The organism is Microterricola pindariensis (genome assembly GCF_002936985.1).
In the GTDB taxonomy this organism is placed as follows: Bacteria; Actinomycetota; Actinomycetes; order Actinomycetales; family Microbacteriaceae; genus Microterricola; species Microterricola pindariensis.
In genome coordinates, this window is the sequence record NZ_MPZN01000033.1 from 1 (window position 1) to 17,552 (window position 17,552).

Here is a 17,552-nt window from a genome sequence, read left to right on the forward strand (position 1 = left end):
GGATGTTCCCGTCTACGTCGGCGAGCCCGCCGTGCTGGAGCAGCTGACCGGCTACAACATGCACCGGGGTGCCCTGGCCGCGATGCACCGCCCGGCGCTGGCCCCGGTCGAGGAGCTCATCCGCGACGCGCGGCGCATCGTCATCCTCGAGGACATCGTCGACCACACCAACATCGGCGCCATCTTCCGCGCGGTGGCCGGCCTCGGGGCGGATGCCGTGCTCATCACGCCGCGCTGCGCCGACCCGCTGTACCGCCGGAGCGTCAGGGTGAGCATGGGCACCGTGCTGCAGGTGCCGTGGACCCGGCTGCCGGAGTGGGACGAGGCGACGCCGCTGCTGCACTCGCTCGGCTTCCACATCGCCGCGCTCGCGCTCTCCGACGACGCCGTCAGCTTGGAGGAGTTCGAGAAGAACCCGCCGGAGAAGCTGGCGATCGTGCTGGGCTCGGAGGGCGACGGCCTGAGCCGTGCCGCCCTCTCCGCCGCCGACACGACGGTGACGATCCCGATGCTGCACGGCGTGGACTCGCTGAACGTGGCCGCGGCGAGCGCCGTCGCGCTCTACGCCCTGCGCGTGCGCGCAGCCGAAGTCGCTTAAGCTCGTTCCGTGACTCTTACTCGACGCCAGGTGTACCGACGTCGTCGGCTCGTTGTCTTCAGCGTGATCGGAGTGGTGCTGATCGCCCTGCTCTCCGGCCTGATCTACAGCGTGAACGCCATCGCCGCCCCGCTGCCGGCCACCAGCGCGACCCTGGCAGAGGTGCCCGCGCTCACCCAGCCGGCGAGCCCGGTGGCCTGGCCCGACTTCGGCCGCACGGCCATCGGCGCCGTCGGCACGCCCGGCCTGCTCGCGACCGCCGGCGACCAGTCCACGGGCCCGATCGCCAGCATCACCAAGATGATCACGGCGCTCGTCGTGCTCGACAAGCACCCGCTCGGCGCCGGCGAGGCCGGCCCGGACATCGCGTACACCGAGGCCGACATCGACATCTACTGGGAGACGATCGCCGAGGACGGCTCCTCGGCCCCGGTCTCTGCCGGCATGACGCTCAGCCAGAGGCAGACGCTGACCGCCGTGCTGCTGCCCTCTGCCAACAACTACGCCCAGTCCCTCGCCATCTGGGCCTACGGCTCGATGGACGCGTACCTGGCCGCCGCGAACGCCTGGCTGGCCGAGCACGGCCTCACCGACACGCACGTCGTCGACGCCAGCGGGCTCTCCGCCGGCAGCGTCAGCAGCCCGGCCAACCTGGTCGAGATCGGCAAGCTGGCCCTGGCCCAGCCCGCCCTCGCCGAGATCGTCGCCATGAAATCCGCCGAGCTGCCAACCATCGGCACCGTCGTCAACACCAACAAGCTGCTCGGAACGCACGGCGTCACGGGCATGAAGACGGGCACGACGGATGAGGCGGGCGCCTGCCTGCTCTACACCGCCGTTTCCGAGATCGACGGGCAGCAGGTGACGCTGGTCGGCGCCACGCTCGGGGCGGACACCCACTCCGAGCTGAACGACGCCGTCGCCGGCCTGCTGGACTCGACCTTCGCCGGCTTCCACACCGTCTCGCTCACCGAGGCCGGGCAGCAGTGGGCCAGCTACTCGACCGTGTGGGGCGACACCGCCACCGCGGAGAGCGCGACATCCGCCTCGATGCTGGTCTGGTCGGACACACCGGTGGAGACCGCGCTCATCCTGCCGGACGTCTCACTGGCCGCCGACGGCACCAACCTCGGCAGCGTGACCTTCAGCTCCGGCGGGCGCAGCGCCACCGTGCCGATCACCCTGCACGGCCGGCTCGGCGACCCCGGCGTCGGCTGGAAGCTCGCCAACCCGCGCTAGTTGCCTTCTGGCCGCTCCGACTGGAACGGGCCGGCATCCGGCCGCTTGGCGGTCACGGTGTCGCCGGAGGACTGGTGCCGCACCCGGCGCAGCACCCACGGCACGAGGTATTCGCGGGCCCAGCTGAGGTCCTCGCCCCTGGCCTCCCGCCAGCTCAGGGCCGGGGCCGGCTCCGGCTGGGAGGGCTTCAAGTCGTTCGGCACGTTCAGCGCCGCCAACACCAGCCGGGCGATCTCGTGGTGGCCGAGCGCGTTCATGTGCAGCCGGTCCGGCGCCCAGTAGCGGGTGTCCTGGATCTCCTTCAACGGCCATTGGTCGGCGATGATGCAGTCGTACTTCGCGGCGATGGCGCGCAGGTTCTCGTTGTAGATGGCGACCTTGCCGCGGATGCCGCGGAACACGGGGGAGAAGCCGACATCCGTCGCCGTGAACAGCACGACCGTCGCGTGGTCGCGGCTGAGCCGGGCGATCGCCTGCTCGACCAGCGCGGAGACGGCATCCGGGTCGCTGCCGGGCCGGATGACGTCGTTGCCGCCGCCGGAGATCGTGATGAGGTCCGGCTTGAGCGCGAGCGCGTGGTCGACCTGCTCGTCCAGGATCTGCTGGATCAGCTTGCCGCGCACCGCCAGGTTGGCGTACGCGAAGTCGTCGGTGCCGTCGCTCAGCACCTCGGCGACACGGTCGGCCCAGCCGCGGAACCCGCCGGGGACGCTCGGCTCCGGGTCGCCGATGCCCTCGGTGAAGGAGTCACCGACGGCGACGTAGCGCTGCCACGGGTGCACCGGCCACGGGGCTCCCGCATCGGGCGCGTCGCCCTGTGGCTTCGCCTGCTCGCGGCGCCTCGAGAGCCGAAACCACAGTCCGGTGTGCTTAGCGGTGTCTTCAGCCATGACACCAATGTAATCGGGGAGCGGCTAAACTGGGGCCAGATGAATACTCCGCTCGGCCCCCACCCCCATCCGGGAACCTCGGCCGCAGAGAACCTCTCGCCGTCGTTCCCTGAACGTGCCGCCTGGGGTACCGCCAGTAAGCTGCGAGCTTGGCAGGCCGAGGCACTGGAAAAGTACTTCGACACCATGCCCCGCGACTTCCTCGCCGCGGCAACGCCGGGCGCAGGCAAGACGACGTTCGCCCTGCGCCTCGCCGCGGAGCTCCGCGGCCGCCGCGAGGTCGACACGATCATCGTCGTCGCCCCGACCGAGCACCTGAAGAAGCAGTGGGCGGAGGCGGCGGCCCGCGTCGGCATCCGGCTCGACCCCGAGTTCAAGAACGCGCACGGCCGCTTCGGCAAGCACTACCACGGCATCGCGGTCACCTACGCGGCGGTCGCCGTGCGCGCCTCGCTCTACCGTGACATCACCCTGAGCAACCGCACCCTGGTGATCCTCGACGAGGTGCACCACGGCGGCGACGCGCTGAGCTGGGGCGACGCCATCCGCGAGGCCTTCGGCAACGCCACCAAGCGCCTGTCGCTGACCGGGACCCCGTTCCGCTCCGACACCGCGCCGATCCCGTTCGTCGAGTACGCGCCGGACAACCAGGGCATCCGCACCTCCATCACCGACTACAACTACGGCTACGGCCGCGCCCTCGAAGACGGCGTCGTGCGTCCCGTCCTGTTCATGGTCTACGCCGGCCACATGCGCTGGCGCACCAAGACCGGCGACGAGATGGAGGCCAAGCTCGGCGAGGACAACACCAAGGACATCACCTCCCAGGCCTGGCGCACCGCGCTCGACCCGGCCGGCGAGTGGATCCCCTCCGTGCTGCAGGCCGCCGACAAGCGCCTCAGCGAGGTGCGTCAGGGCATCCCGGATGCCGGCGGGCTGGTGCTGGCCACCGACCACTTCGCGGCCAAGGCGTATGCCGTCGTCCTCGAGGAGATCACCGGGCAGCCGGTCACCCTCGTGCTCTCCGACGACAAGGAGGCGTCGGACAACATCGACACCTTCTCCGCCGGCACCAGCCGCTGGATGGTCGCCGTGCGCATGGTGTCGGAGGGCGTCGACGTGCCCCGCCTCGCCGTCGGCGTCTACGCCACCTCCTCCTCGACCCCGCTGTTCTTCGCCCAGGCGATCGGCCGCTTCGTGCGCGCCCGCCGCCGCGGTGAGACGGCATCCGTCTTCCTGCCCAATGTGCCGCAGCTGATGGCACTCGGCTCGCAGATGGAGCTGGAGCGCGACCACGCGCTGGACCGGATCAGCACCGAGGAGGACGGTGACATCTACAACCCGGAAGATGCCATGGTCGCCGCGGCGAACAAGGACGACAAGGCGTCGGAGGCGCTGACCAGCGAGTTCAGCTTCCAGGCCATCGGCTCGGCCGCCACCTTCGACCGGGTGCTCTTCGACGGCCACGAGTTCGGCACGCTGGCCGAGCCCGGCAGCGACGAGGAGTTCGACTTCATCGGCATCCCCGGCCTGCTGGAGCCGGAGCAGGTGAGCGACCTGTTGCGCCAGCGCCAGGCCAAGCAGGCCAGGCGCCAGGCCGAGCGGCAGAAGAACCGCCCGGCCGAGGAGATCGCCGCCGAGACGCCGCAGGCCCTCTACCGCACGCTCAAGGAGCAGCGCACGCTGCTCAACAGCCTGGTCGGCATGTGGGCCAAGATGACGGGTGAGGCGCATGGCCAGGTGCACTCAGAGCTGCGCCGGATCTGCGGCGGTCCCGCCGTCGCTCAGGCCAGCGTCACCCAGCTGCAGTCACGCATTCAGCTGCTCCGCAAGCGGCTCGGCAGCACCCACTAGGGCGTCGCCCACGAGGACGGCGTCCAGGGCGGCCAGGATGTCGGCCGCCAGGTCGTCGACGTGCTCGAGGCCGATGCTCAGGCGCACGACGGCCGCGTTCGGCTTCGCGCTGGCCTCCACCGGGCGGTGCGTCAGCGACGCCGGGTGCTGCACCAGCGAGTCGACGCCGCCGAGTGAGACGGCGTGCGTGATCAGCCGGCAGGACTCGGTGAACCGGGCGGCCGCGTCGTAGCCGCCGGCCAGCTCGATCGCGATCAGCGAGCCGGGGCCGTGCAGCTGGCGGCCGAGCAGGCCCTGGGGGTCCTGGCCGGGCAGCGCGGGGTAGTGCACCCGGTTCAGCGCCGGGTGCCCGTCCAGCAGAGCGGCGAGCTGCATCGCCGTCTGCTGCTGCGCGCGCACCCGCACGGGCAGGGTGCGGATGCCGCGGTGCAGCAGGTAGCCAGCGAAGGGGTTCAGCAGGCCGCCGGTCAGGGCCCGCACCTGGCGGAGCCTGGTCACCCACTCGGTGCTGGTGGCGACCACGCCGCCCATCACGTCGCCGTGTCCGCCGAGGTACTTGGTGGCGCTGTGCAGCACCAGCGTGGCGCCGTGCAGGGCCGGCTGCTGCAGCACCGGGGTGGCGAAGGTGTTGTCGACGAGCACGGGCACCTCACCGGCGGCCGCGCACACGGCGGCGATGTCGAGCAGTTCCAGCGTCGGGTTGGCCGGCGTCTCGATCACGACGAGGCCGGTCTCCGGGGTGATCGCCGCCGAGATGCCGTCCGGCTGCACCCAGGTCACCGTGGTGCCGAGCAGGCCGGTGGCCAGCACGTGGTCCGTCCCGCCGTACAGCGGGCGCACGGCGACGATGTGCGGCCGGCCGGCCGCGGCGGTCGCCAGCAGGCAGGCGGCGAGCGCCGCCATGCCGGTTGCGAAGGCGACGGCGCCGTCCGTTCGTTCCAGCGCGGCCAGGCTCTCCTCGAAGCGGGCGACGCCCGGCTGCCAGAGCCGTTGGTAGACGGCGGAGGCGCCGGGTTCGAGGTCGCCGCCCGTGGCGAGGTTCTCGTAGCTGTCACCGCCGCTCTCGACATCCGTCAACGGGTTCGTCGTCGACAGGTCGATGGTGGGCACGTGCGAGCCGGACTCGCGCACCCCGTCCATCCCGCCGTGCACGGCGATCGTCTCGAGGCGGTGGCCGGGGGAATCGTTGTGAGACATCAGTGGCTCCATGCCTCGAACGTAGTTGAAGCTGTCAAAGCACCTCAAGGGCGTCAAGGATCCTGTCGAGAGTGCTGCTATTCTTGAAAGGTTCTTCACAAAGAAAGCAGGACTGCCCCGTGGATTCGAAGAAGGCCGATCTCGATCGCGTCGACCGTGCGCTGTTGCGCGCACTCTCGGCCAACGCCAGGGCCTCCGGGGCCGCGCTGGCCGCAGAGGTCGGAGTCGCCGAGTCGACAGTGTCGCTGCGGCTGCGCCGCCTGCAGGCGCTCGGCTACATCCGCGGATTCCGGGTCGACATCGACCTGGCCGCGCTCGGCGCCTCACTGCAGGCGCTCATCTCGGTGCGCCTCGTCAAGCACGCCCGCGGCGAGATCGACTCCTTCCGGGATTCCGCCCCGCACCTGCCCGGCGTGATCGGCCTGTTCCACATGGCCGGCGCCGACGACTACCTGCTGCACGTGGCCGCCCACGACGCCTCCGAGCTACGCGACTTCGTGCTCACCCACCTGACCGGGCACCCGGCCGTCGCGCACACCGAGACGAACCTCATCTTCGAGCACGCCGACGGCGACGGCTGGCACGAGCTGGTCAAGGAGTAGTCGGCCGCTCCAGCTCCGCCGCCTGGGCCAGCACGAACGCGCGGTCCACGACCCGGCCGTGCCCCGGCACGACGAGCTCGTCCGGGCCGATCCTGTCGGCCAGGGTGCGGAGCGCCCGCGGCCAGCCCTGCGGGAACGCGTCCGGGCCGGCCTGCGGCGGCCCGGACTCCTCGATCACGTCGCCGACGATCCAGCAGCCGGCATCCGGCACGTGCACGACCAAGTCGGTGTCCGTGTGCCCCGGCGGCAGGGTGATCAGCCGCACCGTGCGCCCGCCGAGGTCCAGTTCGAGCAGCCCGTCGACGCGCACCTGGGGCGGGGTGAGCACGACATCCGGCCGGTCGGCCAGCTCCGCGGCCTCGTAGTCGCGGAAGTGCGCCGCGACGCGGTGGTGGCCGTAGATCGTCGCCGTCGGGGCGAACAGCTGGTTGCCGAAGGTGTGGTCGTAGTGGGCGTGGGTGTTCACCACCCAGCGGATGTCGCCCTGCTGCAGCCGCGCGGCGTCCGCCACGATCTCGGCCGCCTCCTCCGGGCCGCAGCGGGTGTCGACCAGCAGCAGTCCGGCCGTGCCCCGCACCAGGCAGACGGACACGTCCAGCGGCTGGTAGCGCGCCTGCCAGACGCCGTCGGCGACCTCTGCCCATTCGGCCATGCGGCGAGCCTATTCCTCCGCGTCTATCCCGACGCGGTCTGCCGCGCGTAGCATCGAGCCATGCTGGCCGAGTGGTCCGGGTTCTTCGTCGCCGCCGCCGGGGCGTGCGCCGCCCTCGGCGGCCTCATCATCGTCGCCGCCTCGGTGAGCGTCACGGAGATGATCGCCATCCCGGGCATGGCCTCGCGGGCGGGCGTCGCCATCGCGCTCCTCGTCGCCTCCACGATCATCGCGCTGGCCGCGCTGATTCCCGGTCTCTCGGCCGGCGGCTTCGGCTGGCTGGTCCTTCTGGCCGGCGGCATCGCGCTGGGCCTCGCCCTCGAGTCGCTGTGGCGGCTGGTGCGCACCCGGCAGCCCGGAGCCCGGGAGCACCGCGGGCTCGGCGAGTCGATCGTGAAGGGCAGCTTCGGGGTGCTGCCGAGCGCCGCGCTCTGTGTCGGCGGGGTGCTCCTGTTGCTCGGCGATGCCGCGGGCACGTACTGGATCGCGGCCGGGATCCTGCTCTCCATCCTCTCCGCCGTCGTCTCGGCGTGGGTGGTCCTGGTCGAGATCCGGCGCTGAATCCGGCGGTGTTCGGGGGCCCGAAATGCTGTCAATCGCGGCGAATCGGGGGCTCGGCGGCATCCGGATCGGTAGCGTGTACAGCGGACGCTCAGGGTCGCGCGACCACATCGTTCCCGCACCAGCGCCAGGCCATCAGGAGTTCCACCCCCATGTCTCAATTCAACGAAGACACCCCGTCTGCCCGCGCGAACGTCGGCGCGCCCCAGCCGAGCGGTGCCGAGCTGCGGCGCTGGCGGCAGTATCTCGCCAACGAGCGGGCGGAGGCGGCCGTGTACCGCGAGCTCGCCGCCCGCCGCACCGGCGAGGAACGAGAGATCCTGCTCGCGCTGGCCGACGCGGAGGGCCGCCACGAGGCGCACTGGCGCGAGCTGCTCGGCGAGGAGGCCGGGCGGCCGCACCGCGCCGACATCCGCACCCGGGCGCTGGGCCTGCTCGCCCGCAACTTCGGCTCGATCTTCGTCCTCGCCCTCGCCCAGCGCGCGGAGAGCGCCTCCCCGTACGCGAGCGACCCGCACGCCTCCGCCGCGATGGCCGCCGATGAGCGCATCCACGAGGAGGTCGTGCGCGGGCTCGCCGCCCGCGGTCGGATGCGGCTCTCCGGAACGTTCCGCGCCGCCGTCTTCGGCGCCAACGACGGCCTGGTCTCCAACCTCGCCCTCGTGCTCGGGATCGGGGCGACCGGCGTCGCCCACAGCGTCGTGCTGTTCAGCGGCATCGCCGGCCTGCTCGCCGGCGCCCTCTCGATGGGCGCGGGGGAGTACGTCTCCGTCCGCTCCCAGCGCGAGCTGCTGGAGGCCTCCAACCCAGACCCGGATGCCGACAAGGTGCTGCCAGACCTCGACGTGAACGCGAACGAGCTCGCCCTCGTCTACCGCGCCCGCGGCATGGAGGAGGGCGAGGCGGTGCGGCACGCCGCCCGGGTCATCACCCGCATCCACGCCCAGGGCTCCCCGATGACGGGCCCGGTCAGCGCGATCGACGAGCACGAGGCCATCGGCACCGGCTGGGGCGCCGCGCTCTCCAGCTTCTGCTTCTTCGCCTCCGGCGCCATCATCCCGGTGCTGCCGTACATCTTCGGCCTGCAGGGCATCGTCGCCGTCGCGGTGGCGGTCGTGCTGGTGGGCATTGCGCTGCTCGTGACGGGCGCCGTCGTCGGCCTGCTCTCCGGCGCCCCGCCCTTCCGACGAGCGCTCCGCCAGCTCGGCATCGGCCTGGGCGCGGCCGCCGTCACCTACGTGCTCGGCCTCGCCTTCGGCACCACGATCGGCTAGCGCCCAGTACGGCGCGGAAACGCAGGACCACAGCGTTCCCGGCCCCGTATGCGGCGCCCGCGTCGCTCTGCTCCTGTTTTTTCTGCGGCCTCGTGCGGGCTGTCAGGGCTTCGCTCGTTCCTCGCTCAGCCGGCGTGGGAAGCGGCGCGCGCCCCGGTGGCTCGAGGGAGCGCCAGCGACCGAAGCCACCGGCCCTACGGGCTGGTGACGAAGTCGATCAGCTCCTCGACCCGGCCGAGCAGGGCCGGCTCCAGGTCGGCGAAGGTGCGCACCTGGCCGAGGATGCGCTGCCAGGCGCGGGCGATGTCGGCCTGCTCGGCGTGCGGCCAGCCGAAGCTGGCGCAGATGCCCTTCTTCCACTCCACGTTGCGCGGGATTGTCGGCCACTCCTTGATGCCGAGCCGCTCCGGCTTCACCGACTGCCAGACGTCCACGTAGGGGTGGCCGACGACGAGCACGTGCTTGCCGTACGGACCGGCGGCGACGGCATCCGCGATGCGACTCTCCTTGGAGCCCTTCACGAGGTGGTCGACGAGCACGCCGACCTTGCGGCCGGGGCCCGGCTTGAAGTCGCGGATGATCGCGTCGAGGTCGTCGACGCCCTCCAGATACTCGACCACGACGCCCTCGATCCGGAGGTCGGCGCCCCACACCTTCTCGACCAGCTCGGCGTCGTGCCGGCCCTCGACGAAGATGCGGCTGGGCAGGGCGACCCGGGCGGCGGCGTTCTCCACCGCGAAGGAGCCGGATGCCGTGCGCCCGCGCCCGGCCGGTGCTGCCTTCTTCGGCGGCACCAGCACGACCGGCTTGCCGTCGAGCAGGAATCCGGGGCCGAGCGGGAACAGGCGCAGCTTGCCGAAGTAGTCCTCGAGCGTGACGATGTTCTTCTCGATGCGCACCACGGCGCCGCAGAAGCCGGTCGCGACCTCCTCGATCACGAGGTCTTTCACGGCCTCGCATTCGGGGATCACCGGGCGGCCGGCCTTGCGCCAGTCGCCGGCCAGGACATCGGAGCCGTATCGGTCGTTCATCACTCATCGAGGCTAACGGATGCAGCGCTAGCGGAAGTCGCGGGACCGCTGCGCCGCGCTCACCCCGAGCGCCTCGAAGCGGTCGGCGAGCAGGTTGATGATGCCCTCCTCGGTGCGCTCCAGGATGCCGCGCCCGCTCGATCGCTGTGAGCAACCGCTCGGCGTGCCACTGAACTGCGCGGTGGGTAGGTGCCGTCGAGGCTCGAGTACATGGCCGGAGAGGGTACTCGCTCTCGTTCCTCCGGCAAATGGAGCCCTTCAGGGAGGGTGTCTGTCCCGTCCCACTCACAGATCAAGTCGGCGTTGTCGGCTGGTCGAAGAAGGCGAAGAGCTCGGCAAGTACGAGATCAGGTGCAGCGTCGATTCCCTTGTGGCCTTGGCCGGAAAGCTCGACGCCCGTGGCGTGCGGTATCAGCGACTCAAGCTGTCGGGTGATCGATCCGGCCCAGGGCAGGCTGGTGCTTCCCAGAAGCAGAAGTGTGGGTGCCCTGATCGTGCGAGCGCCGGCGAAGTCAATCGTCTCGAGAGCGCGTGCTTCACGTGGAAGCGTTGCGGCCGCACTCCCCGCGGGCGACGAGTGCAGTCACCCGAAATCGCGAACTCAGCGCGGTCCACAGTGGGTCCCAATGCTCCGCGCGACCCATGCCTCCATGGATCAAGAGCAACGGGTCACCCGAACCTGCACTGATCAGCCCGATCGATGTGCCATCCTCGCCGACAACAACCGTCCGCTTGCCATCCATATATTGCGAGTAGTCACTGGACGCGAATCACGTGGGGACCTGTACCCAGCCGATCCGAGCCTTCGTCACCATGTGCCAGGCGAGTATGGTGACAGGATGACTGCGCTGCGGCTCGAACGGAACGAGGCCCGCCGGATCGCCATCCGCGCCCAGCGACTCGATGCCGACCGACCGACAGACCTACTCGACCTCGTGAGACAGCTGACCTTCCTGCAGCTAGATCCGACCGCGGCCGTCGCGCCGAGTGCCGACCTGATTGCCTGGTCCCGGCTCGGGTCGTCGTACCAGCCGGCACACCTGCAGCAGGCAATTGAGCGCGACCGGACGATGTTCGAGCACAAGGCGCAGGATGATCCGATCAACCCCCCGATCGCCATGGTCCGTTCGACCTCTGACCTCGGACTGCATCTCGCCGCGATGTCGGCCTGGCCGCCCGAAGGCGCAACGGTCGACTGGCTGCAGGCGAACAGGTCGTTCCGCCACGACGTGCTCGATCGGTTGCGGGATGCCGGACCGTTGCTTTCCCGTGAGGTGCCCGACACGAGCGTCGTTCCGTGGCCGTCGTCGGGGTGGACCAACAACCGGAATGTCACCAAAATGCTGGAGGTGCTGACAGCAAGAGGCGAAGTCGCGACCAGCGGGCGGATCGGCCGACAGCGCACCTGGGACCTGGCCGAACGGGTCTACCCGGCGGGCGTCGACATCATTCCCGAGCCCGAGGCAAAGCGTATTCGCGACGAACGTCGGCTGCGAGCGCTCGGCATCGCCCGAGCTGCGCTGGTCGGTGACGCCGGAGAGCCCGCTCGTGTCGCGGGGAGCAAGCTTGAGTGGCGGGTAGACCCGGATGCCGTGGGCAAACCCTTCGTCGGCCGTACGGCACTGTTGTCGCCGTTCGACCGCCTCATCCATGACCGGATCCGATCGGAGGACCTATTCGATTTCCAGTACATTCTGGAAATGTACAAGCCGACGGAAGCGCGGCGCTGGGGCTACTTCGCGCTACCGATCCTGCATGAGGATCGCCTGATCGGAAAGCTCGACGCCGTCGCGAACCGCAAGAGCGGCGTACTGGCCGTCAACGCAATCCACGAGGACGTGCCGTTCACGAGCGAAGTCATGGCGGCCGTGCGCGCCCAGATCGACGACCTGGCGGGCTGGATGGGACTCGAGGTGTCGGAACCTCGGACCGCAAGCCGGACGGTCCGCGGGCACAAAATGGCGTGACCCCTGTCGGATTGACGCCTAGCTGAGATTCTCGCAAGGGGAACGCGGTGCGGGCACATATCAGGAATCACGGGGGCTCTGGGGGTCGCCGCTCGACGCGGAAGCGTGTACGGGCCTTCTTGTAGCCTCAAGGCATGAAGCCTCTTCGCGCTCTCGCTCTTGCCGGATTCGCAACTGTGTGCGCAGTGGCCGTGAGCGGGTGTTCCGTCGACGCGCTAGTTTGGGGGAACGACGGCGCTCAGGTTATCCAAACTACCGAGAACCTCATCAAAGATCTGGCTTCTGGCGGAACATCCGATCTCGTCTGCGAAGACGCCGAAGCCGACCTCGGCACCGCAAAAGATTGGGAAGGCCGCTCCGCAGGCGAGCCGGAATGGTTCGTTGCCGGCTACTGGGATGAACAAGTTCCACTCGATCCGCAGTGGAGCATCAACCTGGAGGGCCTTCCGGAGGGGGTGGCTCCCGGCGACAAGCATCCCGGCGATGTCTTTTACCGCGAAACCGACGATGGTCTCTGCGTGATCGATGTCGCCTGGTCGACACTCCTCGGCTGACGCAGTCGAATTTTCCCGCCCGACATCAAGCCGGATGAGCGGGCGTCATCCGCTCGAGGTGGGTGTGAGGGGCGTCAGCGGAAGTCGCGGGAGCGCTGCGCCGCGCTCACCCCGAGCGCCTCGAAGCGGTCGGCGAGCAGGTTCACCACGCCCTCCTCCGTGCGCTCCAGGATGCCGCGCACGATGAGCGCGGGGGACTCCCGGGCGATCCGGCGGTAGCGGTCCCACACCCCGACGCTCGCGATCACGTTGAGGGTGCCCGTCTCGTCCTCGATGTTGAGGAAGGTGATGCCGCCGGCCGTGCCCGGCCGCTGCCGGTGCGTGACGACGCCGCCGACCTCGATCCGGCGGCCGGACTCCCACGTCTCCAAACTCGCGACCGGCAGCGCGCCGCGCCTCTCCAGCGCCGCGCGCACGTGCCGCACCGGGTGGTCGTCCGGGGAGATGCCGGTCGCCCAGAGGTCGTACACCACCTGCTCTGAGGCGCTGAGGATCGGCAGCAGCGGCGGCTGCAACACCACGACGGAGCCCGCCAGGTACTGCGCCTTGTCCTGGGCGGCGTCGCCGGCGCTCCACAGCGCCTCCCGCCGCTCCATCCCGAGCGCCGAGAACGCCCCGGCCGCCGCGAGCGCCTCCAGCTGCGCGGTGTCCAGGCCCACCCGGCGGGACACGTCGGCCATGCTGCGGTACGGGCCGGCCGCCTCCCGCTCGGCGACGATGCGCTCGGCCAGCCCCTCGCCGATGCCGGAGACGTCGGCCAGGCCGAGCCGCACCGCGTAGCCGCCGTCGCGGCGGTGGGAAGCCGTCTCGTTCGGCTGCGCGCGTTCGAAGCCCTCCGGCACGGGCGGCTGCAGCTTGTCGAGGCAGCTGTCCATGCCGGCGGTTCGCGGCCCGTCCAGCTCCTCCAGCACCGCGTGCACGCCGGAGCGCAGGATGTCCGGGCGCAGCACCTGCACACCGTGGCGCCGGGCATCCGCCGTGAGGGACTGCGGCGAGTAGAAGCCCATCGGCTGGGCGCGCAGCAGCGCGGCGAGGAACACGCCGGGGTAGTGCAGCTTGATCCAGGAGCTGGCGTAGACCAGCAGGGCGAAGCTCAGGGAGTGGCTCTCGGCGAAGCCGAAGTTCGCGAAGGCCTCGATCTTGGCGTAGATGAGGTCGGATGTCGCCAGGTCGATGCCGTTCTCGGCCATGCCGGCGTACAGCTTCGCCTTGAGCTTGCCGATCTTCTCGACGCCGCGCTTGGAGCCCATGGCCCGGCGCAGCAGGTCGGCGTCCTCAGCCGTGCAGTTGCCGACCGCGACGGCCATCTGCATCAGCTGCTCCTGGAAGATCGGGATGCCGCAGGTGCGTTCCAGCACCGGCTTCAGCTTCGGGTGCAGGTAGGTGATTGGCTCCTTGCCGGTCTTCCGCCGGATGTAGGGGTGCACGGCGCCGCCCTGCACGGGCCCGGGCCGGATCAGGGCGATCTCCACGACGAGGTCGTAGAAGCGGCGCGGCTTCAGCCGCGGGAGCGTGCCCATCTGCGCGCGGCTCTCCACCTGGAACACGCCGATCGAGTCGGCCCGGCAGAGCATGTCGTAGACGCCGGCCTCCTCCTTCGGCATGGTGTCCAGGCTCCACTCCTCGCCGAGCACGTCACGCGCCATGTCGAAGGCGTACTGCAGGGCGGCGAGCATGCCGAGGCCGAGCAGGTCGAACTTGACCAGGCCCATCCAGGCGCAGTCGTCCTTGTCCCACTGCAGCACCGTGCGGTTCTCCTTGCGGGCGTGCTCGATCGGGCACACCTCGCCGACGGGCCGGTCGGTGAGCACCATGCCGCCGGAGTGGATGCCGAGGTGGCGCGGGAAGGTCAGCAGCTGCGTGGCGAGCTCGGCGACGGCATCCGGAATCTCGGCCTCCGGGTCGCTGGCCTTGACCGTGCTGCCCCAGCGCTCCATCTGCCGCGACCAGGCGTCCTGCTGGCCGGGGCTGTAGCCGAGCGCCTTGGCCATGTCGCGCACCGCCACCTTCGGCCGGTAGCTGATCACGTTCGCCACCTGCGCCGCGTTGTGCCTGCCGTACTTGGCGTAGACGTACTGGATGATCTCCTCGCGCCGGTCGGAGTCGAAGTCGACGTCGATGTCCGGCTCCTCATCGCGGATGCTGGAGAGGAAGCGCTCGAACGGCAGGTCGTAGAAGATCGAGTCGACGGCGGTGATGTCGAGCAGGTAGCAGACGGCCGAGTTCGCCGCCGAGCCACGGCCCTGGCAGAGGATGCCGCGACTGCGCGCCTCCCGCACAATGTCGTAGACGATGAGGAAGTAGCCGGGGAAGTCCTTCAGCTCGATCACCTCCAGCTCGCGCTCGATGCGGGTGCGCATGGCCGGGGTCATGCCCGGGTACTTGCGGGCGGCGCCCTGCCAGACCAGCTCGCGCAGCCAGCTCATCGGCGTGTGGCCGTCGGGCACGTCCTGCTTGGGCAGCCCGGGCCGGGCGCTCCGCAGCGTGAAGGCGAGCTCCTCGGCGTAGACCACCGTCTGCTCGATGGCCCCGGGGAAGCGGGCGAACCGGGCCGCCATCTCGGCCCCGGAGCGCAGGTGTGCCCCGTCGGATGCCGGCAGCCAGCCGTCCATCTCGTCCAGGCTCCGCCGGGCCCGCACCGCGGAGACGGCCGAGGCCAGCCGGTGCTCCGACGGGGTCGCGTAGTGCACGACGTTCGTCGCCACGACGGGCAGGCCGGCGTCTCGCGCGAGGGCGGCGAGCACGTCGTTGACGGTGCTGTCCAGCGGATGGCCGTGGTCGAACAGCTCGACGGCGACGTTGTCGTGCCCGAACAGGCGCACCAGTTCGGCGAGCTCGGCGGCCGCGGCCTCTGCGCCCTCCGCCGGTGTCGGCGCGGCGGCCAGCGCCTGCCGCACGCGGCCCTTCCGGCATCCGGTCAGGATCAGCCACTGCCCGCCGGCCTGCTCGCCCAGCTGCTCGAGGTCGTAGAGCGGGCGGCCCTTCTCCGCCCCGGCCAGCTGGCCATCGGTGAGGGCGGCGGCCAGCCGGTGGTAGCCGGCCTCGCCCCGGGCCAGCACGAGCAGGTGGCTGCCCTCCGGGTCTGCGATGCCGTTCTGCGGGCTGCCGAGGCCCAGGGAGAGCTCGGCGCCGAAGATCGTCTTCACCTCCGGGTAGCTCTCGGCCGTCTCGGCCAGCCGCACCACGCCGTAGAAGCCGTCGTGGTCGGTGAGCGCGATGCCGGACAGGCCCAGTCGTTTGGCCTCCTCGAGCAGTTGCTCGGGCGAGCTGGCGCCGTCGAGGAAGCTGTAGTGCGAGTGCACGTGCAGCTCGGCGTAGGGCACCACCTCGCCGGCGTGCTCGGTCTCGATGGTCTTCGGCCGGTACGGCTCGCGCTTGCGGGAGAGCGGGCTCTCCGGACGGCTCTCCGGGCGCGCCGGCTTGTCCGAGAGGGTGCGCTCCATCTCGGACCAGGACCTGGGCGGGTTGCTCCAGCCCACTAGTCGTACCTGGCTTCCGCCCACCAGAGGGCGTCGGTGCCGCTGTCGATCGCGGCGTCGTTGATCTCGTAGGCCAGCAGCCAGGCCATGCCGGCGGCATCCACCACCTGGAAGCGGTAGAGCCGGCGGGCGGATGCCGCATCCCACCAGCGCTCGACGACGGGCCACGGCCCGGCCCAGGCGCGCACGCCCCGCGGGGTGGCGTCGCCGATGCCGAGGCTCGCCGGGGCGCCGCTCAGCATGCCGCGGGCGTCGACGTCGACGCCGTCGCCGTGCTCGTCCAGCACCGTGACGCTCCGCCGGCCGCCGAAGACGCTCGCCGGCGCCAGCTGGGGCAGGCTGCCCGGCCAGGGAGCCCCAGCCGAGCCGGGAGCGGCGGGCGGCGGGGCGTCGCCCCACGGCACGAAGACGGTGCGCTCGGCGAGCATCCGGCCGCCGGCGATGACGGCCGTTCCGACGCCCTCGTGGCCGAGCATGCTCTGCACCCGGGTGAGCCCGTGGTGGATGCGCTCGTCCGGCCCGGTGCCCCACAGGCCCTGCTCGTGGTTGCCGGTCGAGTCTGTGCGCTCCGGGGTGATCCGCACCCGGGTGACGCCGGAGCGCAGTCCCGAGCCGATCGATGCGCCGCCCTGCAGCTGCCAGCGCACCCGGTCCACGACATCCGCCGCCGTGAACCAGCGCGGGTGCAGCCAGCTGCGCTCGGAGACCGCGCCGCGCTCGGTGACCAGCTGCACCCGGATCGCCGTGCAGACCAGCCGGGAGCGGGTCAGGGCGTCCACGAACTCGTCGGCGGCGGCGCGGATGCCGAAGGCGACCTGTTCCACGATGTCCAGCGGCGGCTCGAACTCGATCACCGCGTCGAAGTCTTTCGGCACGGTCCTGGCCACCACGACGCGGCCGTCGGCGGCCCCGGCCAGGGCGTGTGCCTCGGCCCCGATGGCACCGAAGCGGCGGTGCACGTCGACGGCGGGCAGCGCCGCGAACTCGCCGAGGGTGCTGACGCCGAGCCGGCGCAGCAGGGTGCCCATCCGGGCGTCGACGAGGATGCCGATGGGGAACGGCGCGAGGAAGGCGGCGGAGGCGCCGTCCGCGATGATCCGCACGGGGCGCTCGGCGGTGGTGGCGCGGGCGGCCTGTTCGGCGGCGAACGGCCCGTCGGCGAGGCCGGCGCGCACCCCGGGCTCGCCGAGCAGGCCCTCCGTCGTTGCGCCCTGCACGGTGAGCCCGTCGAGCAGCGCGGCGGCCGCCTGCTCCTCGCCGCCGTAGAAGCGCACGGGGCCGCGGGCCCGGATCGCGACGGTGCCCGGACGCATCAGCTGCACGCCGGGGACGAGTTGCTCCAGCGCGGCCAGCACCGGCTCGAAGGCGCGGGCGTCCTGGGCGGGGTCGTAGGGCAGGGTGAGCAGATCCGGGCAGCGCGACTGCGCCTCGCGGAGCTTCAGGCCCCGCTGCACCCCGGCAGAGCGTGCGGCGGCGGAGCAGGCGAAGACCAGGCCGTGCTCGATCAGCGCCAGCGGCGCGGCGGGGTCGGTGGCCTCGTCTGGCTCGCCGGCTTCGTCAGGTTCGCTGAGCTGGCGGGCCGCCGTGACCGGCCAGTCGGGGAGCCAGAGCACGATGGTGCGTCCCAGTTTCTCCGATCCCTGCATCATTCAAG

The 17,552-nt window shown here is 71.0% G+C and carries 14 protein-coding genes; 8 read left to right on the forward strand and 6 right to left on the reverse strand.

Going from position 1 to position 17,552, the window contains the following annotated elements; translation table 11 throughout:
• On the forward strand, positions 1-598 hold a 598-nt coding region (locus GY24_RS10635), incomplete at its 5' end, for a TrmH family RNA methyltransferase (RefSeq protein ID WP_104475610.1).
• A 9-nt stretch (positions 599-607) separates the two neighbouring features.
• Positions 608-1,837: a D-alanyl-D-alanine carboxypeptidase family protein gene (locus GY24_RS10640; RefSeq protein ID WP_133161166.1), complete on the forward strand. Its 1,230-nt coding sequence runs from the start codon at positions 608-610 to the stop codon at positions 1,835-1,837.
• On the opposite strand, the gene GY24_RS10645 is transcribed toward GY24_RS10640, so the two are convergent.
• Positions 1,834-2,727, reverse strand: coding sequence for an SGNH/GDSL hydrolase family protein (locus GY24_RS10645; protein ID WP_104475612.1), 894 nt, complete (start codon positions 2,725-2,727; stop codon positions 1,834-1,836). The genes GY24_RS10640 and GY24_RS10645 overlap by 4 nt on opposite strands.
• Before the next feature lie 39 nt (positions 2,728-2,766).
• On the opposite strand from GY24_RS10645, the gene GY24_RS10650 reads away from it, so the two are divergent.
• Entirely contained in the window at positions 2,767-4,581 is a 1,815-nt protein-coding gene (locus tag GY24_RS10650; protein ID WP_104475613.1) for a DEAD/DEAH box helicase, read from the forward strand.
• On the opposite strand, the gene GY24_RS10655 is transcribed toward GY24_RS10650, so the two are convergent.
• A complete protein-coding gene (locus GY24_RS10655; protein WP_233279312.1) occupies positions 4,537-5,778 on the reverse strand; it encodes a trans-sulfuration enzyme family protein in 1,242 nt (413 codons plus the stop codon). The genes GY24_RS10650 and GY24_RS10655 overlap by 45 nt on opposite strands.
• A 119-nt stretch (positions 5,779-5,897) precedes the next feature.
• Here GY24_RS10655 and GY24_RS10660 point away from each other — a divergent pair, with 119 nt between their 5' ends.
• Positions 5,898-6,380, forward strand: coding sequence for an Lrp/AsnC family transcriptional regulator (locus GY24_RS10660; RefSeq protein ID WP_104475615.1), 483 nt, complete (start codon positions 5,898-5,900; stop codon positions 6,378-6,380).
• Here GY24_RS10660 and GY24_RS10665 read toward each other — a convergent pair.
• Positions 6,370-7,032 (reverse strand): MBL fold metallo-hydrolase, encoded by a 663-nt coding sequence (locus tag GY24_RS10665; RefSeq protein WP_104475616.1) that lies wholly within the window; start codon positions 7,030-7,032, stop codon positions 6,370-6,372. The two genes, GY24_RS10660 and GY24_RS10665, sit on opposite strands and share 11 nt — an antisense overlap.
• Positions 7,033-7,092: 60 nt before the next feature.
• Between GY24_RS10665 and GY24_RS10670 the strand changes: the two genes are divergently transcribed.
• Both GY24_RS10670 and GY24_RS10675 read left to right on the forward strand, forming a co-directional pair.
• On the forward strand, positions 7,093-7,593 hold the full coding sequence (locus GY24_RS10670; protein WP_104475617.1) for a hypothetical protein: 501 nt from the start codon (positions 7,093-7,095) through the stop codon (positions 7,591-7,593).
• 152 nt (positions 7,594-7,745) lie between these two features.
• Entirely contained in the window at positions 7,746-8,867 is a 1,122-nt protein-coding gene (locus GY24_RS10675; protein ID WP_104475618.1) for a VIT1/CCC1 transporter family protein, read from the forward strand.
• A 194-nt stretch (positions 8,868-9,061) separates the two neighbouring features.
• On the opposite strand, the gene GY24_RS10680 is transcribed toward GY24_RS10675, so the two are convergent.
• Positions 9,062-9,898, reverse strand: a complete 837-nt coding sequence (locus tag GY24_RS10680) for a DUF3097 domain-containing protein (protein ID WP_104475619.1) — start codon at positions 9,896-9,898, stop codon at positions 9,062-9,064.
• Between the two features lie 839 nt (positions 9,899-10,737).
• Here GY24_RS10680 and GY24_RS10685 point away from each other — a divergent pair.
• Positions 10,738-11,865, forward strand: coding sequence for a DNA glycosylase AlkZ-like family protein (locus GY24_RS10685; RefSeq protein WP_104475620.1), 1,128 nt, complete (start codon positions 10,738-10,740; stop codon positions 11,863-11,865).
• Between the two features lie 134 nt (positions 11,866-11,999).
• Positions 12,000-12,419, forward strand: a complete 420-nt coding sequence (locus GY24_RS10690; RefSeq protein ID WP_104475621.1) for a hypothetical protein — start codon at positions 12,000-12,002, stop codon at positions 12,417-12,419.
• Positions 12,420-12,493: 74 nt separating this feature from the next.
• Here GY24_RS10690 and GY24_RS10695 read toward each other — a convergent pair whose 3' ends face one another.
• Entirely contained in the window at positions 12,494-15,898 is a 3,405-nt protein-coding gene (locus tag GY24_RS10695; protein ID WP_104475622.1) for an error-prone DNA polymerase, read from the reverse strand.
• On the reverse strand, positions 15,898-17,547 hold the full coding sequence (locus GY24_RS10700; protein WP_104475623.1) for a DNA polymerase Y family protein: 1,650 nt from the start codon (positions 17,545-17,547) through the stop codon (positions 15,898-15,900). The genes GY24_RS10695 and GY24_RS10700 overlap by 1 nt, the downstream gene beginning before the upstream one ends.
• Between the last annotated feature and the right edge of the window lie 5 nt (positions 17,548-17,552).